Consider the following 23,299-nt stretch of genomic DNA (forward strand, 5'->3'; position numbering starts at 1 on the left):
TGCGACCCGGCGGGTCGGCTGTGCGGGCGCCGTGCCTTCGCTGTGCCCTGCGCCCGGCACCGAGCGGTGGAGAACCGAATCACGCTGTCGGCGGAGCGACATACAGTCTGGGCATGGCCCCCGCACTGTCACCGAGTCGCGCATCCGACTTCATGACGTGTCCCCTGCTCTACCGTTTCCGAGTCATCGACCGCCTGCCGTCCAAGCCGACCACGGCGACGGCGCGCGGCACCCTGGTGCACGCCGTGCTCGAGCGGCTGTTCGACCTCCCGAGCCACGAACGCACGCTGGATGCCGCTGTCGACCTCGTTCCGCAGGAGTGGGCCCGCCTGGCCGACCAGGAGCCCGAGATGCTCGAGCTGCTGGCCGACCGCGACGGCGACACCACCGAGTGGTTCTCAGGGGCCGGCGCCCTGCTCAAGACCTGGTTCGGGTTGGAAGACCCGACGCGCCTCGAGCCGGCCGAACGCGAGCTGTACGTCGAGACCGAGGTCGATGGCCTGGTGCTGCGCGGCTACGTGGACCGGCTCGACGTCGCCCCGAACGGGGCCATGCGGGTCGTCGACTACAAGACCGGGCGCTCGCCCTCTGAGCACTTCGAGGCCAAGGCGCTGTTCCAGATGAAGTTCTACGCCCTCGTGCTCTGGCGGTTGCGTGGCGAGATCCCCAAGCGGCTGCAGCTGGTCTACCTCGGCAACGGCGAGATCCTCGCCTACGAGCCCGACGAACACGACCTGCTGGCTGTCGAACGCAAGATCAAGGCCCTGTGGGTGGCCATCGAGCGGGCGGCCGAGACTGGCGACTGGCGCCCTCGCCCGAGCCGGCTCTGCGACTGGTGCGACCATCGCGCGCTCTGCCCGGCCTGGGGCGGCACTCCCCCGCCGCTGCCCGACGACGCCGCGACCCGGGCGATCGACCCGGCGCGCAGTGGAGTCGTCGAGACCACCGGCGCCGAGGCCTGAGCCGGCCGCACCCCACCGCCCATCGGGCTTCGAGCGCCAGGGACGTTCTCCGTGCCAACCGCCTGGTCCACGTTCGAGGGTTCGCGCAGCGGCAGACTGTCGATCTCGTCCACCCCAGTCGGCCGAGCCTCCGCCGACAGGCCGAGCCCAGTGTCAGCTGGTGAACTCGTCGGCCGTCTCGAGGGCCTGGTCGAGCAGGTCCAGCCCCTCGCGGGCCTCGTCGGCCGTTGTCGTGCAGGGCGGGGCGACGTGGGTGCGGTTGAAGTGGGTGAACGGCCAGAGCCCGCGCTCCTTGCAGGCCGCGGCGAAGGCGGTCATCGGTGCTGCGGCCGCGCCAGTGGCGTTGTAGGGCACCAATGGCTCCCTGGTCGTGCGGTCGCGCACGAGCTCGACCGCCCAGAAGACGCCGAGCCCCCGCACCTCGCCGACGCTGGGGTGCCGTTCGGCGATCTCGCGCAGCCGCGGCCCGATGACCTCGGCGCCGAGGGTGCGAGCGTGCTCGATGATGCCTTCGTCGTGGAAGGCGTTCAGCGAGGCCACGGCCGAGGCACACGCGAGCGGGTGGCCGGAGTAGGTGAGGCCCCCAGGGAAAGGCCGGTCAAGGAAGGTGGCCGCCACGGCATCCGAGATGATCACGCCGCCGAGCGGCACGTAGCCGGAGTTGACGCCCTTGGCGAAGGTGATCAGGTCGGGGGTGACCCCCCAGCGGTCGACCGCGAACCACTCACCGCACCGACCGAAGCCGGCCATCACCTCGTCGACGATGAAGACGATGCCGTGCTCGTCGCACAACCGGCGCACGCCGGCGAGGTAGCCGTCGGGCGGCACGAGCACGCCGTTGGTACCGACGACCGGCTCGAGGATGATGGCGGCCACCGTGTGCGCGCCCTCGACCATCAGCGTGTCGCGCAGGTGCGCGAGGGCCCGATCGCACTCCTGCTCGTCGTTCTCGGAGTGAAAGGCCGAGCGGTAGGTGTAGGGCCCCCAGAAGTGCACCACCCCAGCCATGCCGGGCTCGGAGGGCCAGCGCCGCGGGTCACCGGTTAGGGTGATCGACCCGGCAGTGGCGCCGTGGTAGCTGCGGTAGGTGGCGAGCACCTTGTGCCGCCCGGTGTGCAGCCGGGCCATCCGGATGGCGTTCTCGTTGGCCTCCGCACCCCCGTTGGTGAAGAAGACGGAGTCGAGGCCGTCGGGGGCGACCTCGCTGATCAGTCGGGCCGCCTCGCTGCGGGCGTCGTTGGCGAAGGTCGGGGCGACCGTGATGAGTCGCGCCGCCTGCTCCTGGATGGCCGCGATCACCTTCGGGTGCTGGTGGCCGATGTTGACGTTGATGAGCTGGCTGCTGAAGTCGAGGTACCGCTTGCCCGCGTAGTCCCAGAAGTACGACCCCTCGGCGCGGGCGATCGGCAGCGGGTCGATGGCCCCCTGCGCCGACCACGAGTGGAACACGTGCGACCGGTCGAGCCGACGCACCTCCTGCTCGCTCATGCCGTCGAGGTGGGCGCCGATCACGGTGCGTTCGTCGAGCTCGGTCATCGTCTCTTTCCTTCGTTCGACGGTTCGAAAGGGTGCTGGTCAGCAGGTCAGTGGATGCCGGCTGTCTCAGCGGGTGCGCGGGAAGCCGAGGTCGACGCTCGAGGTGGCCGGGTCGGGCCAACGCTGCGTGACGACCTTGCCGCGGGTGAAGAAGTTGATGCCCTCCGGCCCGTACATGTGGGTGTCACCGAACAGCGAGTCCTTCCAGCCACCGAAGGAGTAGTAGGCGACCGGCACCGGGATCGGCACGTTGATGCCGACCATGCCCACCTGCACCTCGTTCTGGAAGCGTCGGGCCGCCCCACCGTCGCGGGTGAAGATCGCGGTGCCGTTGGCGTACGGGTTGGCGTTGATCAGGTCGAGGCCCTGGTCGAAGGTGTCGACGCGAACGACGGAGAGCACCGGCCCGAAGATCTCGTCACGGTAGACGGTCATGTCGGGGGTGACGTCGTCGAGCAGGGTAGTGCCGAGGAAGAACCCGTCGGCGGGCAGCTGCTGGTCGCGGCCGTCGACGACGACCGTGGCACCGGCCTCGGCGCCCTGCGCCACATAGGCCGCGACCTTGTCGCGGTGCTCGCTCGTGATGAGCGGGCCCATGTCGGCGCCGGGCTCGTTGCCCGCGGCGATCTTCAGCTTCGGCAGCCGCTCCGAGACGGCGGCCACGAGGTCGTCGCCCACTCCCCCGACCGCCACCGCGACCGAGAGCGCCATGCAGCGCTCTCCGGCGGCTCCGTAGGCCGCCGAGACGATGGCGTCGGCCGCCATGTCGATGTCGGCGTCGGGCAGCACGAGCGCGTGGTTCTTGGCACCGCCAAGAGCCTGCACCCTTTTGCCGTTCGCCGTTCCGCGCTCGTAGATGTACTTGGCGATGGGGGTCGAGCCGACGAAGCTGACCGCGGCGATGTCGTCGTGGTCGAGCAGGGCGTCGACCGCTTCCTTGTCGCCGTGCACCACGGTGAACACGCCGTCGGGCAGGCCGGCCTCCTTCCACAGCTCGGCCAGGAAGAGGCTCGCTGACGGGTCCTTCTCGCTGGGCTTGAGCACGAAGGCGTTGCCGCAGGCGATGGCGTTGGCGCACATCCAGAGCGGCACCATGACCGGGAAGTTGAAGGGAGTGATGCCGGCTACGACGCCGAGCGGCTGCCGCATGCTGTAGACGTCGACCCCGGTCGAGGCCTGCTCCGAGAAGCCGCCCTTGAGCAGCTGTGGCACGCCGGTGGCGAACTCGACGTTCTCCAGGCCCCGCGCGATCTCGCCGGCTGCGTCACCAAGCACCTTGCCGTGCTCGCTCGTGACGATCTCCGCAAGGTCGTCGCTGCGCTGGTGGAGCAGCTCGCGGAAGGCGAAGAGCACGCCAGACCGGGTCGAGAGCGAGCTGTTTCGCCAGCCGGCCGCCGCCGAGACCGCAACCTTGACCGCTTCGTCGATCTCGCCCGCCGTGGCCAGCGGCACGGCACCGGTCTGCACCCCGGTCGCCGGGTCGAAGACCGGGGAGGTGCGTCCTGACGCGCCGGGGGCGCGTCGGCCCGAGATCCAGTGGTCGATCGCGGTGATGCCGGCAGAGGGAGTGGTCGTCATGACCCGAGATTACGTGACAGACGGTGCCCGTACAAAGAGGAGTTTGCTATGTTACAAACGTGTCCTCCCTGATCTCCGTCGTCGAGCAGCGACTCGACGAGCCCACGACGAAGGGGCTGGCTCGGGCAGTGACCCGGGCCATCCGTGACGGGGCACTCGAACCGGGGCAACGCCTGCCCCCCATCCGCACCTTTGCCGAGCAGCTGATGCTCTCCCCGACGACCGTGAGCGCGGCCTGGCAGCTGCTCGCCCGTTCCGGCACGATCCGTACCGACGGCAGGCGGGGCACCACGATCGCGCCCACCGACCAGGTCGGTGGGGACCGTTACGTGCGGGCCCTGCGCCATGAGAGCGACGTCTCGCTCGACCTGTCGACCGGAACCCCCGACGCCACCCTGCTCCCCGATCTCGGAGCGGTGCTGAGCGGCCTCTCGATCAGCCCGACGCCGGCGAGCTACCTCGACGACCCAGTGCTCGCCGAGCTGCGGGCCGCCCTGCTGTCCGACTGGCCGTATGCCGCTGACGACCTGGTCGTCGTCGACGGTGCTCTCGACGCGCTCGACCTGGTGGTTCGCACGCTGCTGCGACCTGGCGATCTGGTGCTCGTCGACACCCCGGCCTTTCCTCCCCTGCTCGACCTGTTGGAGCACCGGGGGGTCGAGGTGGCCGGCATCCCGCTCGACGCGACCGGCCCGGTGCTGAGCGAGCTCGAGACCGCGTTGGCCGGCCGGCCGGCGGCCGTGTTCCTGCAGCCGCGCAGCCACAACCCGACCGGCGTCACCATGTCGCCCACACGGGCGCGTGCACTGGCCCGAATGGTCGGGGCCCGCGACGTGTTCGTCGTCGAGGACGACTCAGCCGGCCCGATCGCGGCGGGCGAGCCGATCAGCCTCGGCCAGTGGGTCCCCGACCAGGTTCTGCACATTCGCAGCTTCAGCAAGTCGTTCGGCCCCGACCTTCGCATCGCGGCGATGAGCGGCCCGCCGGGGCTGCTCTCCCCCGTGCGGAGGGCACGCGCCCTCGGCCAGGGGTGGACGAGCCGGCTCCTGCAACACCTGCTGGTGACTCTGCTCGAGAGCCCAGCGGCGCTCGGCCAGGTGGCTCGGGCGCGGGCCGAGTACGCCCGCCGGCGTGAGCTCGTGGTGCAGCGGCTGGCCGAGCGCGGCGTTGACGTCGGCGGCACCGACGGCATCAACATCTGGGTGCCCGTTCGCGACGAGGCGGCAGCGGTGCTGCGCCTCGCGAGCCAGGGCATCGCCGTCTCGCCGGGGTCGCCGTTCTCGATCGACCGCCGAACCGTCGAGGCGGCCCACATCCGGGTGACGACCGGGCTGGTGCGCGATGACCACCGCCGCGTGGCCGATCTCATCGCGGATGCCGCCGACGCCGGCGCCTGGACCGCCCAGCACCGCTGACGCAGCGGCCTTCGCTCAACCTGCCTCTGCCGCATCCTCTTTCGCGGCCTCCGGCGAGCTCAGGTGCTGTGCGATCGCAGCCACTTCGGCGGGCCCCGTGCCGCAGCAGCCACCGACGAGGCGGGCACCCGCAGCCACCCAGGCGTCGACGAGGGAAACGTCCAACAGACCGTCGTACTCCCACCGTCTCGTCTGGCTGATCCAGCTGCCGCCACGGTTCGGGTACGCCACCGCAGGCAAGCCGGTCACCGTCACCGCCGTGGTCACAGCTGCGAGCACGTCAGCCTGATCCGAGCAGTTCACCCCCGCCGCGAGCACCGACCGGTGTCCGGTCAGCACCGCGAAGGCGTCGCTCAGGGGCTGACCGGCGCAGGTGGCCGTGCCCCTCACCGAGTAGCTGAACCAGGCGGGAACATCAAGGTCGTCCAGCAGCTCGACGATGACCTCGGCTTCGTCGATGTCCGGGATGGTCTCGACGGCGAGCAGATCGGGGCCGGCCTGAGCCAACAGCTCGAGCCGCGGGCCGTGGAAGTCGCGAAGCCGCACCGACGACACCCCGTAGCGGCCTCGGTACTCCGACCCGTCAGCGAGCATCGCACCGAACGGACCGATCGACGCCGCCACGAACAGGTCAGGCTGGTCTGCACGCATCTCGTCGCGCACCGCGGTGGCGATGGTGACGCTACGCACGAGCAGGCTGCGGGCGAGGTCGGCGTCATACCCAGCCGCCACGAGGCCGTCGACGCTGGCCTGGTAACTGGCCGTGGTGGCCACCCGCGCCCCGGCGCGGTAGTAGGCGCGGTGGGCGTCGGCGATGCGATCCGGTTCGTCAGCCAGCAACCGGGCGGTCCACAGACTTCCGGCGAGGTCGACCCCCGACTGTTCGAGCGCGGTCGACAGGCCACCGTCGAGCACGACGGGTGCGGTCAGCTCGGCCGAGGTGAACATGGTCGCATTCTGCCCCAGTGCCGGTCTGTCGACGTCAACCGTCCAGGCGAGCTTCCGTCACCGCGACGACCTGTGCCCGCCGGCCCACCACGTCAGGTTGGTGAGCGCAGAGGGTGTAGACCAACGGCTTTCACTCGCTGGGGTCGGCCGCCCGCTCCGCCTTGAGTCGCAGGTTCTCGGCCCTCACCTCGGCGAAGGTCGCCCGCTCGGACTCCAGCCACGCGGGCATCTCTGCCAGCAGCGTCTTGATCTCGTCGGTCGTGAGGAACTGGGTGATGCCGCCGCGGGCCAGTCCGGAGTTGGAGATGCCCAGCCGGCGAGCCGCCTCCTGACGCGGGTGAGGGCCGTGACGTCGAAGGTCGCTCAGCCATTCGGGCGGATCCTCCTGCAGCGCCTTGAGTTCGGCGCGACTCACCACGCCGTCCTGAAACTCGGCCGGTGTCTCCGAAAGCAGAACGGAGAGCTTCTTCGCGGCCGTCTGTGCCTTCATGGTCTGTGGCTTCGGGTCGCTCATGACTCCACCTTAGGGTCAGCCCGGATGCCGTCACGCGAAGGCAGGGGACCCGCTGTCGTGTTCGCGGTGAAGGCCCGGTTCAGACGAGCCGCCAGGTACGGCGCGGTGACGCTGCCCGCCCCCTGCGCCACCTCCGCGGGCGTCCCGGTCGCGACGACCCGGCCGCCCGCCTCACCGCCGCGTGGCCCGAGGTCGATGACCCAGTCGGCGGTCGCGATGGTGTCGAGGTCGTGCTCGACGAGCACGACGGTGTTCCCCGCGTCGACGAGACGATGCAGCTGACGCAGCAGCAGCGTGACGTCGGCCGGATGCAGCCCGGCCGTCGGCTCGTCGAGCAGGTAGAGCGCGTGCCCACGACGAGCCCGTTGCAGCTCTGTCGCCAGCTTGATGCGTTGCGCCTCACCCCCACTCAGCTCGGTCGCGGGCTGGCCGAGACGCAGGTAGCCCAGCCCCACCTCCTGCAGGGTCTGCAGGCTGCGGGCGGCGACGGGAACGTCGTTGAAGAAGGTGGTCGCCTCGTCGACCGACAGCGCCAGCACGTCGGCGACGGTCTTCCCCCGGTAGGTGACCTCGAGGGTCTCGGCGTTGTAGCGAGCGCCATGACAGGTGGGGCAGGGCGCGTACGTGCCGGGCAGGAAGAGCAGCTCGACCGAGACGAAGCCCTCCCCCTGACAGGTCTCACACCGTCCCTCGGCGACGTTGAACGAGAACCTGCCCGCCCCGTACCCGCGAGCCCGAGCGTCATCGGTCGCGGCGTAGATCCGGCGCACGGCGTCGAACAGACCGGTGTAGGTCGCGAGGTTCGAGCGCGGGGTGCGCCCGATGGGCCGCTGGTCGACGCGGACCATCCGGTCGAAGGCTTCCAGCCCGGAGACGTCGTCGACGTCCACCTGCAGAGCCTCCTCGGTGTCGTGGGTGTTGTCGGGATGGTCGGACGGTTGGCCGAGGTGGGCGCGCACAAGCTCGGCCAGCACCTGCGTCACGAGGGTCGACTTGCCCGACCCGGAGACCCCGGTCACGGCGGTGAGCACACAGAGCGGGATGTCGACCGACACGTCGTGCAGGTTGTGGCGCGACACCCCGTGCAGGTGCAGCCAACCCTGTGGTGAGCGGGGGTCCTGCTCGAACCGTTGCGCTCGGCCGAACAGGTACTCCCCCGTGGCCGAGTCGGCGACCTGTTCGAGCCCGGCCACCGGGCCGCTGTAGAGCACCTTTCCCCCGTTCTCCCCCGCGCCCGGGCCGATGTCGACCACCCAGTCGGCACGACGAACGACGTCAAGGTCGTGTTCGACGACGAAGAGCGAGTTGCCGGAGGCCTTCAGCCGGTCGAGCACGTCGATCAAGGGTTCGGCGTCGGCCGGGTGCAGGCCTGCCGACGGTTCGTCGAGCACGTAGACCACACCGAAAAGACCCGACCGCAGCTGCGTGGCGATTCGCAGTCGCTGTGCCTCACCCGGTGACAGGGTCGTCGATCCACGGCCGAGGCTGAGGTAGCCGAGGCCGAGGTCGAGCAGCACCTCGACCCGGGCGACGAGGTCGGCGCAGATGCGCACCGCTACCTCGGTCGCCTCGCCGGAGTCGGCGTAGGAGGTGGCCGCCCCCGCCTCGGTGAGCTCGGCCACCGGACGGAGCAGGGCCACCAGATCGGTGAACGACAAGGCGTTGGTCGCAGCGATGTGCAGCCCTCGGAAGGTGACCGCCAGAGACGCCGGCTGCAGACCCGTGCCGTGGCAGACCGGACACGTGGCGCTGCGAACGAAACGCATCGCCTTGTCGCGCATCATCTGGCTCTTGGTGTCGGCCAGCACGTGACGCACATGCTTGCGGGCGCTCCAGAAGGTGCCGTGGTAGTCGCGACCGGTGGAGTCGTCGGGCTCACCGCGCCGGTCGACGAGCACGCGCGGCTGCTCGTCGGTGTAGAGCAGCCAGTCGCGGTCCTTCCGGGAGAGGTCGCGCCAGGGGGCGTCGACGTCGATCCCGACGGCCTTCGTGACCCGCAGCAGGTTCTTGCCCTGCCAGGCACCCGGCCACGCCGCGATCGCCCCGTCGCGGATGCTGAGCGCGGGGTCGGGAACGAGAAGATCCTCGGCCACGTCGTGCGCCACCCCCAACCCGTGACACTCGGGACACGCCCCGGCTGCGGTGTTCGGCGAGAAGGCCTCGGCCCCCAGCCGGGGCGCACCGTCGGGGTAGGTGCCGGCGCGGGAGTACAGCATCCGCAGCAGGTTCGAGAGCGTCGTGATGGTGCCGACCGTCGATCTCGAGCTCGGTGCGCCGCGCCGCTGTTGCAGGGCCACGGCCGGTGGCAGCCCGGTGATCTCCTGCACGTGCGGGGCCCCCACCTGCTGCAGCAGGCGTCGGGCGTACGGTGCCACTGACTCGAAGTAGCGGCGTTGGGCCTCGGCGTAGAGCGTGCCGAAGGCGAGCGACGACTTGCCCGATCCCGAGACCCCGGTGAAGGCGACCATGGCGTCGCGGGGGATGTCGACATCGACGTTGCGCAGGTTGTTCTCACTTGCGCCCGTCACGTGCACGAAAGGGTCGGTCGGTTGGTTCACCAGTCCTTCCTACCCTGCTGCGTCGCGCCCCGCTCGCGTGATGCCGGTCTGCCCCGGTCGCTGCACTAGCCTCTGGGGGCCCCCACGTTCCCGAGAGGTCACCGATGCCGGAGCCGTTCCGTGTGCAGTTCGTCGCCGGCGTCACCCCCGACAAGTGGCTGCGCATCTGGGCCGCACGCGTTCCCGATGTGCCCCTGGAGGCGGCTCCGGCGGGCGAGGACCCCGTGGGCGAGCTGCGCAACGGCGGGTGCTCGATGAGCTTCGTCCGCCTCCCCGTCGACCGGGAGGGTCTGCACCTCATCCCGCTCTACGAGGAGGGGCCGGTCGTCGTGGTGGCCAAGGACCATCCGGTCGCCGCCTTCGACGAGATCGACGTGCGTGACCTCGCCGACGAGCAGCTACTACAGCCGTCGAGCACCGTGCCGGAGTGGCTCGCAGTCACCAGCCCTGAGCGCGCCGTTCGCGCCGACTCGCTGCCCCCGATGAGCACGAAGGCGGCGGTGTCGGTCGTGGCGGCCGGCTCCGGGGTCATGATCGTGCCCCTGTCGGTGGCGCGCCTGCACCACCGCAAGGATGTCGTGCATCGACCGGTGACCGGCATCGCCCCGTCGCGCATCGGCCTCGCCTGGCGCGTCGACGACGACGACGAGCGCATCGAGACCTTCATCGGGATCGTGCGCGGCCGCACCGAACGCAGCAGCCGCGGGGAGTCGGGGCCGGCTCGGTCTGCACCGGGCCCGGCCGCTGCCCCGTCGACGGCGTCGGCGCTCGGTGCGGACGCCCGCCGGTCGTCCAGGCCCAGCCGAAGGGGCGGCGCGCCGAAGCCGGGCTCGGCGCAGCGACGCCGAAAGCGGCGTTGAGCTGATCCGTGCCCGCCGGGTCAGCGCTGCGCGCGAACGGGTGCCACGAGCGCGATGAGGTCATAGGCCGAGACCCCGGCCAGGGTCGACACCTGCACCGCTCCCTCGATCGGAGGCACCGGAACGACGTGCGGGATGGCGATGGTCGGTACTCCTGCCGCCGTGGCTGAACGCACCCCTGTCGGGGAGTCCTCGAGGGCGACGCAGTCGCGCGGGTCGACGTCGATCAACCGGGCTGCAGACAGGTACGGCTCCGGGTGCGGCTTGCCGTGGCTGACTTCGTCGCCGGTGACCAGAGCCCGGAAGGTGCCTTCGGGCAGAGCCCCGACGACCCGGTCGGCGAGTGAGCGCCACGACATGGTCACGAGCAGTGACGGCACCTCCAGCCGGCCCAGCTCGAAGAGCAGCTCACGGGCACCCGGGCGCCACGGCACCTGCGTCGCCACCTGCGCAACAACCCGTTCCAGCAGGCCTTCGACGATCTCGGTGATCGTCAGGTCGATCCCCGACTGGTCGATGATCAGCTGCGCCGACACCTCGAGGGCGTTGCCCACCAGCTGGTGGGCGAACTCGTCGTTCCAGACCCCTCCGTGGGCGGCCACGAGCTCGTGCTCGGCCCGGATCCAGTAGGGCTCCGTGTCGACGAGCGTGCCGTCCATGTCCCAGAGCACCGCGGCCGGCAGCGACGCCGTCGCAGAGCCGGACGACCCCGTCGCGCCAGAACGCGAGTTCTCGTTGGCCTCGCTCATCGCGGATCAGTCCTCCGGGTCGTAGGCGAGGTTCGCCGACAGCCAACGTTCGGCCTGGCGCATGGTCCAGCCCTTGCGGCGCGCGTAGTCCTCGACCTGGTCACGGCCGACTCGCCCGACCACGAAGTACTGGGCCTGCGGGTGCGAGAGATACCAGCCCGACACGGCGGCACCGGGCCACATGGCCATGCTCTCGGTGAGCACGATGCCGGTGTTCGCCTCGACATCGAGCAGCTCCCAGAGGGTCTGCTTCTCGGTGTGCTCCGGGCACGCCGGGTAGCCCGGCGCGGGCCGGATGCCGGCGTACTGCTCTTTGATGAGGGCCACGTTGTCGAGGCGCTCGTCGGGAGCGAACCCCCAGAACTCCTTGCGCACCCGCTCGTGCAGCCGCTCGGCCATGGCCTCGGCGAGCCGGTCGGCCAGCGACTCGAGCAGGATCGCGTTGTAGTCGTCGAGATCCTTGCGGAAGGCAGCGACCCGTTCCGCGGCCCCCAGCCCGGCCGTGACGGCGAAGCCGCCGACGTAGTCTCGCAGCCCCGTCTCCTTCGGCGCGACGTAGTCGGCCAGCGAGCGGTTGGGCACCCCGTCACGATGGTGTCCCTGCTGGCGCAGGTGGTGCAGCAGCACGTGTGGCTCGGTGCGAGCCTCGTCGAGGTAGAGCTCGACGTCGTCACCGACGGCGTTCGCGGGGAAGAGACCGATGACTCCCTTACCGGTCAGCCACTTCTCGGCGACGACCTGGTCGAGCATCTGCTGGGCGTCGTCGTAGAGCTTGCGGGCGGTCGGGCCGCTGGCGGGGTTGTTGAGAATGTCGGGGAAGCTGCCCTTCATCTCCCAGGCGTTGAAGAACGGCTGCCAGTCGATGTAACGCCGCAGCTCAGCGAGCGGGTAGTCGTGGAAGACCCTCACGTGCTGAGCGGGAGCGCCCGGGCGCACGATGGTCGAGATGTCCTTCTCCTGCTGCAGCAGCAGGCGCGGGCGCGGCGGGTGGTAGCCCTCCCAGCTGACCGGAGTGCGGTTGGCCTGAGCCTGCTCGAGCGACAGCAGCGGCCGTTCGTGCTTGGTGGCGTGGCGCTCGCGCAGTGCGTCATAGTCGGTCTTGATGTCGGCCAGCAGCTTGGGTCGCTGCTCGTCACTGAGCAGGGCAGCGGCCATCGGCACCGAGCGGGAGGCGTCTTTGACCCATACGACCGGGCCGTCGTAGCGCTTGTCGACCTTCACCGCGGTGTGGGCCCGAGAGGTGGTCGCACCGCCGATGAGCAACGGGATCGTCAGCCCCTGGCGCTGCATCTCGGCGGCGAAGTTGACCATCTCGTCGAGCGACGGGGTGATCAGCCCCGACAGCCCGATGATGTCGGCGTCGTGCTCCTTGGCGGCGTCGAGGATCTTCTGGGCGGGCACCATGACCCCGAGGTCGATCACCTCGTAGTTGTTGCACTGCAGCACCACCCCGACGATGTTCTTGCCGATGTCGTGCACGTCGCCCTTGACCGTCGCCATGACGATCGTGCCGTTGGTGTCCTTCGCCGCAGCGAGCGACGGGTCCTTGGCCTTCTCCTCCTCGATGAAGGGAATGAGGTAGGCCACCGACTTCTTCATCACCCGGGCACTCTTGACCACCTGGGGGAGGAACATCTTGCCGGCTCCGAAGAGGTCCCCGACGACGTTCATACCGTCCATGAGCGGGCCCTCGATGACCTCGATCGGCCGGCCGCCGGCCTGTTCGATCTCGAGGCGCAAGAGCTCGGTGTCGCTCTCGGCGTGTGCGTCGATGCCCTTGACCAAGGCGTGTGTGATGCGCTCTCGCAGGGGCAGCGAGCGCCACTCCTGCTCGCTGACCTCAGCCACCTCCCCGACCCGGTTGTAGGTCTCCGCGATCTCCAGCAGGCGCTCAGCGGCATCCGGTCGCCGGTTGAGCACGACGTCCTCGATGCGCTCCCGCAGCTCGGGCTCGACGTCGTCGTAGACGGCGAGCGCTCCGGCGTTGACGATGCCCATGTCGAGCCCGGCGCGGATCGCGTGGTAGAGGAACACGGCGTGGATCGCCTCGCGCACCGGGTTGTTTCCGCGAAAGCTGAACGACACGTTCGAGATGCCACCCGAGACCCGCGCGCCCGGCAGGTTCGCCTTGATCCAGCGGGTCGCCTCGATGAAGTCGACCCCGTAGGCGGCGTGCTCCTCGATGCCCGTCGCGAGGGCGAAGGCGTTCGGGTCGAAGATGATGTCCTCGCCCGGAAAGCCAACCTCCTCGGTGAGGATGCGGTAGGCCCGGGCGCAGATCTCCTTGCGCCGCTCGAGCGAGTCGGCCTGTCCCTCCTCGTCGAAGGCCATGACCACGGCCGCGGCGCCGTACTTGCGCACCAGCCGGGCCTGCTCGACGAACTTCTCCTCCCCCTCCTTCATCGAGATCGAGTTGACGATCGACTTGCCCTGAACGCACTTGAGGCCGGTCTCGATGACCTCCCACTTCGACGAGTCGATCATCACCGGCACTCGGCTGATGTCGGGCTCGCTCGCGATGAGCTTCATGAAACGGTCCATGGCGGCGACGCCGTCGATCATCCCCTCGTCCATGTTGACGTCGATGACCTGCGCGCCGTTCTCGACCTGCTGGGTCGCGACCGACAGGGCGGCGTCGAAGTCGCCGTCCTTGATCAGCTTGCGAAAGCGCGCCGACCCGGTGATGTTCGTGCGCTCGCCGACGTTGACGAAGAGGCTGTCGTCGGTGATGGTGAAGGGCTCGAGGCCCGACAGGCGCATGGCCGGCGCGACTGTCGACGGCACTCTGACCGGCTGGCCGTGCACGGCCTCGGCGATGGCGGCGATGTGGTCGGGGGTGGTGCCGCAGCACCCTCCCACGAGGTTGACCAGGCCCGCCTGCGCGAACTCGCCCACGATGGCCGCGGTCTCCTCGGGCGCCTCCTCGTACTCGCCGAAGGCGTTCGGCAGGCCGGCGTTCGGGTAGCACGACACGAATGCGTCGGCGAGACGGCTCATCTCGGCGATGTAGGGCCGCATCTCCTTGGCTCCCAAGGCGCAGTTGAGACCGACCGCCAGCGGTCTGACGTGACGCACGGAGTCCCAGAAGGCCTCGGTGACCTGCCCCGAGAGGGTGCGGCCTGACGCGTCGGTGATCGTGCCCGAGATGACGACGGGCCAACGCCGACCGTGCTCCTCGAACAGGGTCTCGACGGCGAAGATCGCCGCCTTGGCGTTGAGGGTGTCGAAGATCGTCTCGATGAAGATGAGGTCGGCGCCACCGTCGACCAGCCCCCGGGCGGCTTCGTGGTAGGCCGCGACGAGCTGGTCGAAGCTGACGTTGCGGGCGCCGGGGTCGTTGACGTCGGGCGAGATGGATGCCGTTCGCGTCGTCGGGCCGAGGGCGCCCGCCACGTAGCGCGGCTGACCGGGCGTCCGGGCCTCCATGAGGTCGGCCTCGCGCCGGGCGAGCCGGGCCGCCTCGAGGTTGATCTCGTACGCGAGCTCCTGCATGCCGTAGTCGCCGAGCGAGATCGCCTGGGCGTTGAAGGTGTTCGTCTCGATGATGTCAGCGCCGGCCTCGAGGTACTCGCGATGGATGCTCGCGATGATGTCAGGCTGGGTCAGGGTCAGCAGGTCGTTGTTGCCCTGCACGTCGCTCGGCCAGTCGGCGAAACGCTCACCGCGGTAGCCGGCCTCGTCGGGACGGTCGCGCTGGATCGCCGTTCCCATGGCCCCGTCGAGCACCATGATGCGCTGACGCAGCACCGCGGTGAGCGCCTCGGTGGCGTCGGGGCGCAGCTTCGACGGTTCGGACATCGTGACTCCTAGCTCGTGCACTTCGTCGTCTCACTCCGTCGTCTCACTCCGGTTGGAGACGGTGGACGGGCAAGGACCGCTCGATTCTACGGAGGTGCGCCCGCTCGCTGTTCACCCGTTCGCCCTTCGACACACCGCCGGGGCCACGAGGCCTGTCCGCCCTCCGCCGTTTCCCACTCTCTCCGCGCGCCGGTCGGGCTGGTGCCCAGTCGCACGACATAGTCTGGTCGGGTGCGGCGGTGCCGCTGCCCATGCGCGTACGAAGGAGGCCGGGTGCTGGAGTTCGAGGACGTCCCAGAGCTCGTCGACCCGGTACTCGTGGCGGCCTTCGAAGGCTGGAACGACGCCGGCGAGGCGGCCACCGCCGTCGTGCGTCACCTCAGCGAGGTGTGGGAGGCAGAGGTCGTGGCCGCCTTCGACCCGGAGGACTACTACGACTTTCAGGTCAACCGGCCCCGGGTGATGCTCGACGAGGGTCAGCGCGTTCTCTCGTGGCCGACCACGCGCATTCTGGTAGCCACCGAGACCGGTTTCGAGCGCGATGTCGTGCTCGTGCAGGGCATCGAGCCCTCCATGCGGTGGCGTGCCTTCTCGATGGAGCTGCTCGAGCTGGCCCGGCACCTCGGAGTCACGACCGTCGTGACCATCGGGGCCCTGCTGGCCGACGTGCCGCACACCCGGCCCATCCCCGTCACGGCGACGGCCGAAGACGAGGGCATCATCCACCGGTACGACGTGGAGGCGAGCCGCTACGAGGGCCCCACCGGCATCGTCGGCGTGCTCAGCCACACAGCGAACGAGGCAGGCCTGGCGACGCTGTCGGCGTGGGCTGCCGTGCCGCACTACGCGGGCGGGGCCCCATCGCCCAAGGCCACGCTCAGCCTGTTGCGCCGGCTCGAGTCGCTGCTCGGCATCACCGTGCCGCACGCCGACCTCGAGGAGAACGCGCGAGCCTGGGAGCGTGGGGTCGACGAGCTGGCCCAGAGCGACGAGGAGGTCGCCGAGTACGTCCAGTCACTGGAGGAGGCCCAGGACACCGCCGAGCTGCCCGAGGCGAGCGGTGACGCCATCGCGCGGGAGTTCGAGCGCTACCTGCGCGGGCGTGATGACGACCCGCCCGCCCGATAACCGCAGACTGATCAGCAGTCTGATCAACCCAGACTGATCTACCGAAGCCTGCGGTGGTTCAGAGGCGCACGCCCAGGAGGGCGTCGAGAGCCCGACCGAGCACTCCTGGCGCCCCCAGGTCGTCGCCGCCGCGGCTGAGGGTCTGGCTCGCCCAGCGGTCCACCGCCTCGAGCGCCCGTGGGCTGTCGAGATCGTTGGCCAGCGCGGCCCGGATGTCATCGACGGTCTGGTCGGCGACCGGACCGCCGTTGCCCGAGAGCGCCTTGCGCCAGGTGTCGAGTCGCTGCTGGGCCGCTACGAGCAGCCCGTCGTCGTACATCCAGTCGTCACGGTGGTGCCGGGCCAGCAGGGCCAGGCGGATCACCATCGGGTCGACGCCCTCACGGCGAAGGGCCGAGACGAGCACCAGGTTTCCCTTGCTCTTGCTCATCTTCTCGCCGTCGAGCCCCACCATCCCCTGGTGCACGAACGCGCCCGCGAACGAGTCGGAGCCACTGAGGGCCCGACCATGGGCGGCACTCATCTCGTGGTGCGGAAAGACGAGGTCACTGCCGCCTCCCTGCACGTCGACGGGAACACCGAGGTGGTCGAGGGCCAGGCAGGCACACTCGATGTGCCAACCCGGTCGCCCCGGGCCCAGCGAGGCGCCGTCCCACTCCGGCTCACCGGGTCGGGCTGCCCGCCACAGCAACGCGTCGAGCTGGTTGCGCTTGCCGGCCCGGTCGGGGTCGCCGCCGCGCTCCTCGAACACCTCGAGCATGCCCGCTCGGTCGAGGTGGCTGACGTGGCCGAACTTGGGGTCACGTGCCACGTCGAAGTAGACGTCGGCCGCGCCCGGCCGGGTCGCGTCGTCGGCCGGCACGCTGTAGGCCCAGCCGTCTGCCACCAGCCGCTCGATCGGGGCGATGAAGGTCGGGATGCTCTCGACCGCACCGAGGTACTCGTCGGGGGGGATCACCGCCAGCGCCGTCATGTCTTCACGGAACAGCCCGATCTCACGCAGAGCGAGCTCTCGCCAGTCGATGCCGTCACGTTTGGCACGCTCGAGCAGTGGGTCGTCGATATCGGTGATGTTCTGTACGTAGCGCACGGTGACACCGCTGTCGCGCAGGGCGCGGACGAGCAGGTCGAAGGTGACGTAGGTCGCCGCGTGCCCGAGGTGCGTGGCGTCGTAGGGGGTGATGCCGCAGACGTAGAGCGTCGCGGTGTCTCCGGATGCTGCTCGCACCAGCCGGCCGGATGCCGTGTCGCGCACCATCACCTCGGGCGAGCTTCCGGGCACTTCGGGCAGGAACGGCGTGGGCCAACTCTTCACCCGCAGACTCTAACCCGCTGTCGTGCCCCGCTCAGAGTGGTGGCCAGGGAACGGCGGGCCAGCCACCGCTGGGGCGCGGGTGCCGTCCTTTCGACAGCAGTCGTTCGACGCGGCCCGCGAGGGCCGCGAGGTCACGTTCGGGCAGCAGCTCGCCCAAGGTGGCCTGAACGGTCTCTTCGCACAGGGCGGCCGAGAGCCGGCGCAGCTTCTCTCGATCGGCCGCGCGAAGCGGTTGCCCGGCCCACCCCCAGAGCACCGTTCTCAGCTTCGGCTCCGGCGAGAAGCTCACCCCGTGGTCGATGCCCCAGAGCCGCCCGTTCTCATCACGGAGGCAGTGCGAGCCCTTGCGGTCGGAGTTGTTGATGACGGCATCGAGCACGGCGAGGGAGCGCACGTCGTCGGCGCCGGAGTGCACCACGGTGACCCCTGCCCCCGTCGGCGTCTCACCGTCGAAGACCGAGAACCACCCCGCCGGGGCGGCTCCGGTCGGCACGAGGTCGACGACGAGGTCACTGGACACCGGCGCGAAGGGGTCCCCGACCCAGAGCTGCACCGACCCCGGGCCGAGCGGGCCCTCCCGCATCACGGTGGGCGGCACCACGTGCCAGCCACCGAGGGTCGACACCACCCCGGCGGCCACCTCCCGTCCGGCCAAGGTGCCATCCGGGAAGTCCCACAACGGCCGCTCGCCGCGCACCGGCTTGTAGATGACGTGGCGCTCGGCGCCGCCGCCCGTCGGCGTCATGAGACGGGCCAGGATCGCGAGGTTGGAGGAGTCGGCGACCCTACCGACCACCTCCAGCTCGCCGTCGAGATCGACCATCTCCGGCGGGTCGGGAGGGTGCGCCTCAGCGCTTGTAGCCATTGGCGCGTGGGCAGATGTGGCCGGTCTGGTCGAGCGGACCTCCGCAGAAGGGACAGGGCGGGCGTCCGGCCGAGACCAGGGCGTTGGTGCGTCGCGCGAACGCTCGGGCCGCGACCGGGGTCAGGCTCACCCGCAGCGAGTTGCGACCCAGCGGGCCCGGCAACCCGCTGGCGTCAGCGTCGTCAGACGGGTCGTCGCCGGTCGCGTCGGGGTCGTGGTCGTGGCACTCGATGACGACCACCGAGCGGCTCTCGTCCCACGCGAGCGACAGGGTCTGAACGTGCCAGTCCTCGTCGAACGGGGTCTGCAACGGGGCGGTGTCCTCCGCCAGCCCGTCGGGCGTGCCCGGTTCTGCCGCTTCTGCCGGGGCAAGCTGGTCGAGCACGTCGTTGACCCGGTCGGCCAGGATCGACATCTGTTCCTTCTCGACGGCCACCGTGACCAGTCGCATGGAGTCGACCGCCTGCAGGTAGAAGGCACGCTGCCCAGCCGGCCCGACGGTGCCCACGACGAAGCGGTCGGCGGGGTCGAAGTCCTGCAAGGTCATGTTTCGAGCCTATCCCAGCGCCCTCAGGCGCCCGCGCCCCCGCCGACCTCGGCGTCACTGCTCGCCGCACGCCCACGGTGCTCGGCGGGCTTGCGGTCGGGGGGTCGCAGGCCCGACAGCTCACCGCCGTTGTCGTTGAGCCGCAGCACGAACGGCCGACGCGGGGTGTAGCGCACCACGCTGACGGATGCCGGGTCGACCTGGATGCGCTGGAAGTCGTCGAGCTGCGCACCGGCCGCAGCGGAGAGGATCGACTTGATGACGTCGCCGTGGGAGACGGCGACCCAGATGGCCTCCGGTCCGTGCTCGGCCGCCACGCGCCGGTTGGTCTCGCGCACCGCCTTCAGCGCGCGCCGTTGCATGGCGAGCATCGACTCACCCGGGTAGTCGGCCGAGCCCGGGAACCGGGCCTTGCTCGGCGTGGCCTGCACGACCTTCCAGAGCGGCTCCTTGACAAGCTCACTGAGCTTGCGTCCGGTCCAGGCCCCGTACCGGCACTCCCCCAGCCCGACGTGTTCGCTCCGAGCCAGCGACGACACCGACGCCACTGACGACTCCGACGGCACCGACGGCACTGACTCGAACGGGGCGGCGAGGCGGTCAGCGGTCTGCCTGCACCGCACCAACGGCGAGGTCACGACCTCGACGATGGGCAGCCTCGCGGCCGCGAGCCGGGCGCCCACGGCATCCGCCTGCATCTGCCCACGCTCATCGAGCTCGACGCCTGGGGCCCAGCCCGCAAGCACCCCTGAGGCGTTGGCGCTCGAGCGGCCGTGACGGACGAAGATGACGGTGGGCACGCTCGTCAGCGTAGACGGACGGCGTCGCCACTCGGCATCCGATGCCCTGACGTGATGAAGTGTTCCTGTGATCGTTGACAAGGCCATCTACCGCGGCGGCCACCGGCACGGGTGCGGCGACCTCAGCGACGAGCTCGACGCGTTGCGGGCCGGCACCGAGAAGGACAGCTTCATCTGGATCGGCCTCAAGGACCCCACCGACGAGGAGTTCGAGCTGGTCAACTCCGAGCTACACCTGCACCCGTTGGCGGTCGAGGACGCCGTCAAGGGCAACCAACGGGCGAAGATCGAGCAGTACGAGAAGTCGGTGTTCGTCGTGCTGAAGACGCTGCGCTACATCGACGCCACAAGCGACATCGAGACCGGTGAGCTGATGCTCTTCATCGGCGACCGGTTCGTGGTCACCGTGCGCCACGGCGAGGCCAACCCGTTGCAGGGCGTGCGCCACCGGCTGGAGGCCGAGGAGAGCCATCTGTCGTACGGGCCGATGGCGGTGCTGCACTCGGTCATGGACTCCGTCGTCGACAACTACCTAGTCGTCGACCGAGAGATCCGGCGCGACCTCGAGCACATTGAGGAGCAGGTGTTCGGCAGCTCGGCCGGGGGCGACGCGAACGTCATCTACCGCCTCAAGCGGGAGGTGCTCGAGTTCAGACGCGCCAGCGTTCCGTTGGCAGACGCGCTGACCACCTACATGGAGCGGGGAGCCGGACGACTCTTGACCAAGGACGTCCTGGTCTTCTTCCGCGACGTCGACGACCATCTGCGGCAGGTCAACGACCACATCGATGCCTACGACCATCTGCTCACCGACGTGCTCTCGGCCCACCTCGCCGGCGTCTCGGTCAAGCAGAACGAGGACATGCGCAAGATCTCGGCCTGGGTGGCCATCGCGGCCGTGCCGACCATGATCGCCGGGATCTACGGGATGAACTTCGAAAACATGCCAGAGCTGCAGGCGAGCATCCACATCGGCACGGGCGAGTTCGGGTACGGCTACTTCGTGGTGCTGCTCGTGATGGCGAGCGTCTGCACGACGCTCTACCGCGCCTTCAAACGGTCGGGCTGGCTCTAGCCACGACGAGCCAGGGTCGGTACGACCTCAACCCGGGTCGATACGACCTCAGGTCGCGGTGATCCAGCTGGCGCCCAAGGCGACCGCGAGAACCAGGCCGAGGGCCACGCGATACCAGACGAAGGGCAACAGGGTGTTGCTCGCGACGAAGCGGAGCAGCCAGGCGATCGAGGCGTACGCCACCACGAAGGCGACCACGATGCCCACGATGATGGGCCCGATCCCGAGCCCGGCGAGATCGGTTCGCTCCTTGACCGCCTCGAAGAGGCCGGCCGCCGTCAGGGCCGGGATGGCCAGAAAGAAGCTGAGCCGGGTCGCCGTGACCCGGTCGATACCTCGGGCGATGCCCATCGAGATCGTCGCCCCCGAGCGGGAGACGCCCGGGATGAGCGAGAAACACTGGACGAGACCGATGACCAGACCGTCCATCGGTCTCACGTCGTGCTCGCCGCGCACGGTGCCGCTGGCGGCATGGCGGGCGTAGAGGCGCTCCGACACGACCATGACACCGCTCCACAGCACGAGGGCGGCGGCCACGACCCACAGGCTGCGCAGGCCCCCGGAGATGAGGTCGCGCAGACCGAAGCCCACGAGCCCCACCGGTATCGAGCCGATCACCACGGCCCAGGCCAGCCCGTAGTCAGGATCGGCGCGTTGGTCAGCGTTCGCCAGGCCCCGGAACCAGGCGGTCGCGAACCGCACGATGTCCTTCCAGAAGAACAGCAGGGTGGCCGCGATCGCACCGAGCTGGATGACGGCGGTGTAGGCGGTCACGGCTGGGTCGTTGACCTCGAGCCCGATGAGCTTCTCGGTGATCGTCAGGTGACCGGTCGATGACACCGGCAGGTACTCGGTCAGGCCCTCGACGATGCCGAGGACGATCGAGTCGAGGTAGCTGAGGTCAGCCATGGGTCAACGAACCAATCGGGTGGGAGACAGAAGGAGAGGCCACCCCGGCACAGGGACGGCCTCGGCGCACCGTCGCGATGCTATCCCGAACGGGGGGCCTGGGCTCGCACTTGCGCCAGCACTCCCAACGTGGCCACCGCCTGGTCGCGAGTCATACCGCCGCCCACCGAGACGGCGAGGGTGGTCACCCCCGCGTCCTCGTAACGCTGTAAGCGGGTGGCGATGCGCCGCGGCGAGCCGAGCAGTGACGTCTCGTCGATGAACTCCAACGGCACTGCCGCCGCAGCATCGCGAACGCGCCCGGCCAGGTAGAGCTCCTGGATCTGGTCGGCCTCGTCGGCGAACCCCATTCGCCTCGCCAGCTGGTTGTAGAAGTTCTGCTCCTTCGAGCCCATGCCGCCGATGTAGAGCGCGCAGTAGTCGCGAACGTGGTCGGCCGCCTCAGCGACGTCGTCGACCAGAACGACGGGGGTCGAGGCCACCACGTCGAAGCCCGCCATCGGGTGCTCGGCGTCGGCGCGGCCACCGGCACGGCGTCCGGCCTCGATCGTGGCGAGCAGCTCAGGAGCGTGCTCGGGGCTGAAGAAGATCGCGAGCCAGCCATCAGCGATCTCGCCGGTCAGCTCGAGGTTCTTCGGGCCGACCGCCGCGAGATAGACGGGGATCTCGGAGCGAACCGGGCGCGATGCGAGCCTGAGCGCCTTGCCGGCACCACCCGGCAGCGGCAGCGTGAAGTGTCGGCCCTCAAAGCTCACCGTGTCACGCCGCACCGCGGCGCGAACGATCTCGACGTACTCCCGGGTGCGGCCCAGCGGCCTCGCGAACGGCACCCCGTGCCAGCCTTCGCTGACCTGCGGGCCCGAGACTCCGAGGCCGAGCCGGAAGCGGCCCCCCGACATGGTGTCAATCGTAGTGGCGGTCATGGCGGTCATCGCCGGAGTGCGCGCCGGAATCTGCATGACGGCCGAGCCGAGACCGATGTGCTCGGTACGGGCTCCGATCCACGCCAGCATCGACGGGCTGTCCGAACCGTAGGCCTCGGCGACCCAGACACTGTCGTAGCCGAGGCCGTCGGCTGCCACGGCGATCGCCACCATGTCCTCGCCGGTCGTGCCGCGGCCCCAGTACCCAAGGTTGACTGCAAGTCTCATGCCCGCAGGCTAGCGCTCGCGCCCCTGCTCAGACGCCCGGTGTCAGCGGGGTGAGTCAGATGCGGACGTCCTCATCCTCGTCGTCGTCGTCGTCGTCGTCGTCGTCGTCGTCGTCGTCGTCGTCGTCGTCAGCTTCGTCATCGTCGTCGTCGTCGTCGTCGTCGTCGTCGTCGTCAGCTTCGTCGTCGTCAGCTTCGTCGTCGTCAGCTTCGTCGTCGTCGTCGTCGTCTTCTTCGTCGTACTCGTCGGAGTCGAGTCCGGCGTAGACAGCAGGCTGCTCACCCTCGTCCTCGTCGTCGAACTCCTCGCCGAAGATGACCAACGGTGTGGCGACCTCGGTCGACACGTAGAGCGCCTCGTCGTAGTCGTCGAAGGCCTCAGCGAGGTCTTGGGCCGCAGCGATCACCATCGGGTGATCGGGGTCGCGGCTCGACTGCGCGGCTTCGAGGTGGCGCTCCAGGGCCGTGATCAGCTGTTCGAGGGCGGCACGGGGGTCGACGGTCATGGCATGACCGTAGTCGACCGGAACAGGGCAGCGTAACTCCCGTGGCGCCAGTCATCAGAAGGCAGCCCGCCGAGCCGTCGGCCGAG

General features: G+C 69.7%; 19 protein-coding genes. 5 read left to right on the forward strand and 14 right to left on the reverse strand.

Going from position 1 to position 23,299, the window contains the following annotated elements; all coding sequences use genetic code 11:
* The first annotated feature begins 113 nt into the window (after nt 1–113).
* Nucleotides 114–962, forward strand: coding sequence for a PD-(D/E)XK nuclease family protein (locus tag BA895_RS05535; protein ID WP_070190904.1), 849 nt, complete (start codon nt 114–116; stop codon nt 960–962).
* 153 nt (nt 963–1,115) lie between these two features.
* On the opposite strand, the gene BA895_RS05540 is transcribed toward BA895_RS05535, so the two are convergent.
* Both BA895_RS05540 and BA895_RS05545 read right to left on the reverse strand, forming a co-directional pair.
* Complete coding sequence (locus BA895_RS05540; protein WP_217493829.1) at nt 1,116–2,498, reverse strand: aspartate aminotransferase family protein; 1,383 nt, start codon at nt 2,496–2,498, stop codon at nt 1,116–1,118.
* Between the two features lie 66 nt (nt 2,499–2,564).
* Entirely contained in the window at nt 2,565–4,076 is a 1,512-nt protein-coding gene (locus tag BA895_RS05545; RefSeq protein ID WP_070190905.1) for a CoA-acylating methylmalonate-semialdehyde dehydrogenase, read from the reverse strand.
* Nucleotides 4,077–4,135: 59 nt separating this feature from the next.
* Between BA895_RS05545 and BA895_RS05550 the strand changes: the two genes are divergently transcribed.
* Entirely contained in the window at nt 4,136–5,491 is a 1,356-nt protein-coding gene (locus BA895_RS05550; protein WP_070190906.1) for a PLP-dependent aminotransferase family protein, read from the forward strand.
* A gap of 15 nt (nt 5,492–5,506) precedes the next feature.
* On the opposite strand, the gene mmuM is transcribed toward BA895_RS05550, so the two are convergent.
* From mmuM to uvrA, 3 genes are all read right to left on the reverse strand, one after another.
* Nucleotides 5,507–6,439: a homocysteine S-methyltransferase gene (gene mmuM / locus BA895_RS05555; RefSeq protein ID WP_070190907.1), complete on the reverse strand. Its 933-nt coding sequence runs from the start codon at nt 6,437–6,439 to the stop codon at nt 5,507–5,509.
* 130 nt (nt 6,440–6,569) lie between these two features.
* A complete protein-coding gene (locus BA895_RS05560; protein ID WP_070190908.1) occupies nt 6,570–6,953 on the reverse strand; it encodes a DUF5997 family protein in 384 nt (127 codons plus the stop codon).
* Entirely contained in the window at nt 6,950–9,511 is a 2,562-nt protein-coding gene (gene uvrA / locus BA895_RS05565) for an excinuclease ABC subunit UvrA (protein ID WP_371327694.1), read from the reverse strand. The genes BA895_RS05560 and uvrA overlap by 4 nt, the downstream gene beginning before the upstream one ends.
* Before the next feature lie 104 nt (nt 9,512–9,615).
* On the opposite strand from uvrA, the gene BA895_RS05570 reads away from it, so the two are divergent.
* Nucleotides 9,616–10,371, forward strand: a complete 756-nt coding sequence (locus tag BA895_RS05570) for a LysR substrate-binding domain-containing protein (protein ID WP_070190909.1) — start codon at nt 9,616–9,618, stop codon at nt 10,369–10,371.
* A 20-nt stretch (nt 10,372–10,391) separates the two neighbouring features.
* Here BA895_RS05570 and BA895_RS05575 read toward each other — a convergent pair whose 3' ends face one another.
* The gene (locus tag BA895_RS05575) at nt 10,392–11,120 is read right to left on the reverse strand and encodes an HAD family phosphatase (protein ID WP_070190910.1); all 729 of its coding nucleotides are present in this window, start codon (nt 11,118–11,120) and stop codon (nt 10,392–10,394) included.
* Nucleotides 11,121–11,126: 6 nt separating this feature from the next.
* Complete coding sequence (gene metH, locus BA895_RS05580; RefSeq protein WP_070190911.1) at nt 11,127–14,918, reverse strand: methionine synthase; 3,792 nt, start codon at nt 14,916–14,918, stop codon at nt 11,127–11,129.
* Nucleotides 14,919–15,191: 273 nt separating this feature from the next.
* Between metH and BA895_RS05585 the strand changes: the two genes are divergently transcribed.
* Nucleotides 15,192–16,046: a PAC2 family protein gene (locus tag BA895_RS05585; protein WP_070190912.1), complete on the forward strand. Its 855-nt coding sequence runs from the start codon at nt 15,192–15,194 to the stop codon at nt 16,044–16,046.
* Nucleotides 16,047–16,104: 58 nt separating this feature from the next.
* Here the strand turns inward: BA895_RS05585 and mshC are convergent, their stop codons facing one another.
* From mshC to BA895_RS05605, 4 genes are read right to left on the reverse strand one after another with little or no spacing between them, the layout of a single operon-like run.
* Nucleotides 16,105–17,361, reverse strand: coding sequence for a cysteine--1-D-myo-inosityl 2-amino-2-deoxy-alpha-D-glucopyranoside ligase (gene mshC / locus BA895_RS05590; RefSeq protein WP_070190913.1), 1,257 nt, complete (start codon nt 17,359–17,361; stop codon nt 16,105–16,107).
* Between the two features lie 31 nt (nt 17,362–17,392).
* Entirely contained in the window at nt 17,393–18,184 is a 792-nt protein-coding gene (locus BA895_RS05595) for an SCO1664 family protein (RefSeq protein ID WP_254666341.1), read from the reverse strand.
* 25 nt (nt 18,185–18,209) lie between these two features.
* On the reverse strand, nt 18,210–18,773 hold the full coding sequence (locus tag BA895_RS05600) for a DUF3090 domain-containing protein (RefSeq protein WP_070190915.1): 564 nt from the start codon (nt 18,771–18,773) through the stop codon (nt 18,210–18,212).
* 23 nt (nt 18,774–18,796) lie between these two features.
* Nucleotides 18,797–19,573 (reverse strand): MSMEG_4193 family putative phosphomutase, encoded by a 777-nt coding sequence (locus BA895_RS05605; RefSeq protein ID WP_070190916.1) that lies wholly within the window; start codon nt 19,571–19,573, stop codon nt 18,797–18,799.
* A 67-nt stretch (nt 19,574–19,640) separates the two neighbouring features.
* Here BA895_RS05605 and corA point away from each other — a divergent pair, with 67 nt between their 5' ends.
* Nucleotides 19,641–20,648 carry a magnesium/cobalt transporter CorA gene (gene corA, locus BA895_RS05610; RefSeq protein ID WP_070190917.1) on the forward strand — a complete coding sequence of 336 codons (1,008 nt, stop codon included), beginning with the start codon at nt 19,641–19,643 and terminating at the stop codon, nt 20,646–20,648.
* A 48-nt stretch (nt 20,649–20,696) separates the two neighbouring features.
* Here the strand turns inward: corA and BA895_RS05615 are convergent, their stop codons facing one another.
* The 3 genes from BA895_RS05615 to BA895_RS23860 all read right to left on the reverse strand — a co-directional run bounded on the left by BA895_RS05615 (nt 20,697) and on the right by BA895_RS23860 (nt 23,213).
* Nucleotides 20,697–21,557, reverse strand: a complete 861-nt coding sequence (locus tag BA895_RS05615; RefSeq protein WP_070190918.1) for an undecaprenyl-diphosphate phosphatase — start codon at nt 21,555–21,557, stop codon at nt 20,697–20,699.
* Nucleotides 21,558–21,637: 80 nt separating this feature from the next.
* Nucleotides 21,638–22,708 carry an LLM class F420-dependent oxidoreductase gene (locus BA895_RS05620; protein ID WP_070190919.1) on the reverse strand — a complete coding sequence of 357 codons (1,071 nt, stop codon included), beginning with the start codon at nt 22,706–22,708 and terminating at the stop codon, nt 21,638–21,640.
* A gap of 55 nt (nt 22,709–22,763) precedes the next feature.
* Entirely contained in the window at nt 22,764–23,213 is a 450-nt protein-coding gene (locus BA895_RS23860; protein WP_070190920.1) for a hypothetical protein, read from the reverse strand.
* Between the last annotated feature and the right edge of the window lie 86 nt (nt 23,214–23,299).

The organism is Humibacillus sp. DSM 29435 (genome assembly GCF_001758225.1).
Taxonomy (GTDB): Bacteria; Actinomycetota; Actinomycetes; order Actinomycetales; family Dermatophilaceae; genus DSM-29435.

Coding starts and splice junctions, on each gene's coding strand:
- BA895_RS05535 (WP_070190904.1), top strand. CDS start 114: ATGGCCCCCGCACTGTCACCGAGTCGCGCATCCGACTTCATGACGTGT.
- BA895_RS05540 (WP_217493829.1), bottom strand. CDS start 2,498: ATGACCGAGCTCGACGAACGCACCGTGATCGGCGCCCACCTCGACGGC.
- BA895_RS05545 (WP_070190905.1), bottom strand. CDS start 4,076: ATGACGACCACTCCCTCTGCCGGCATCACCGCGATCGACCACTGGATC.
- mmuM (WP_070190907.1), bottom strand. CDS start 6,439: ATGTTCACCTCGGCCGAGCTGACCGCACCCGTCGTGCTCGACGGTGGC.
- BA895_RS05560 (WP_070190908.1), bottom strand. CDS start 6,953: ATGAGCGACCCGAAGCCACAGACCATGAAGGCACAGACGGCCGCGAAG.
- BA895_RS05570 (WP_070190909.1), top strand. CDS start 9,616: ATGCCGGAGCCGTTCCGTGTGCAGTTCGTCGCCGGCGTCACCCCCGAC.
- BA895_RS05575 (WP_070190910.1), bottom strand. CDS start 11,120: ATGAGCGAGGCCAACGAGAACTCGCGTTCTGGCGCGACGGGGTCGTCC.
- metH (WP_070190911.1), bottom strand. CDS start 14,918: ATGTCCGAACCGTCGAAGCTGCGCCCCGACGCCACCGAGGCGCTCACC.
- BA895_RS05595 (WP_254666341.1), bottom strand. CDS start 18,184: ATGGTCGATCTCGACGGCGAGCTGGAGGTGGTCGGTAGGGTCGCCGAC.
- BA895_RS05600 (WP_070190915.1), bottom strand. CDS start 18,773: ATGACCTTGCAGGACTTCGACCCCGCCGACCGCTTCGTCGTGGGCACC.
- BA895_RS05615 (WP_070190918.1), bottom strand. CDS start 21,557: ATGGCTGACCTCAGCTACCTCGACTCGATCGTCCTCGGCATCGTCGAG.
- BA895_RS05620 (WP_070190919.1), bottom strand. CDS start 22,708: ATGAGACTTGCAGTCAACCTTGGGTACTGGGGCCGCGGCACGACCGGC.
- BA895_RS23860 (WP_070190920.1), bottom strand. CDS start 23,213: ATGACCGTCGACCCCCGTGCCGCCCTCGAACAGCTGATCACGGCCCTG.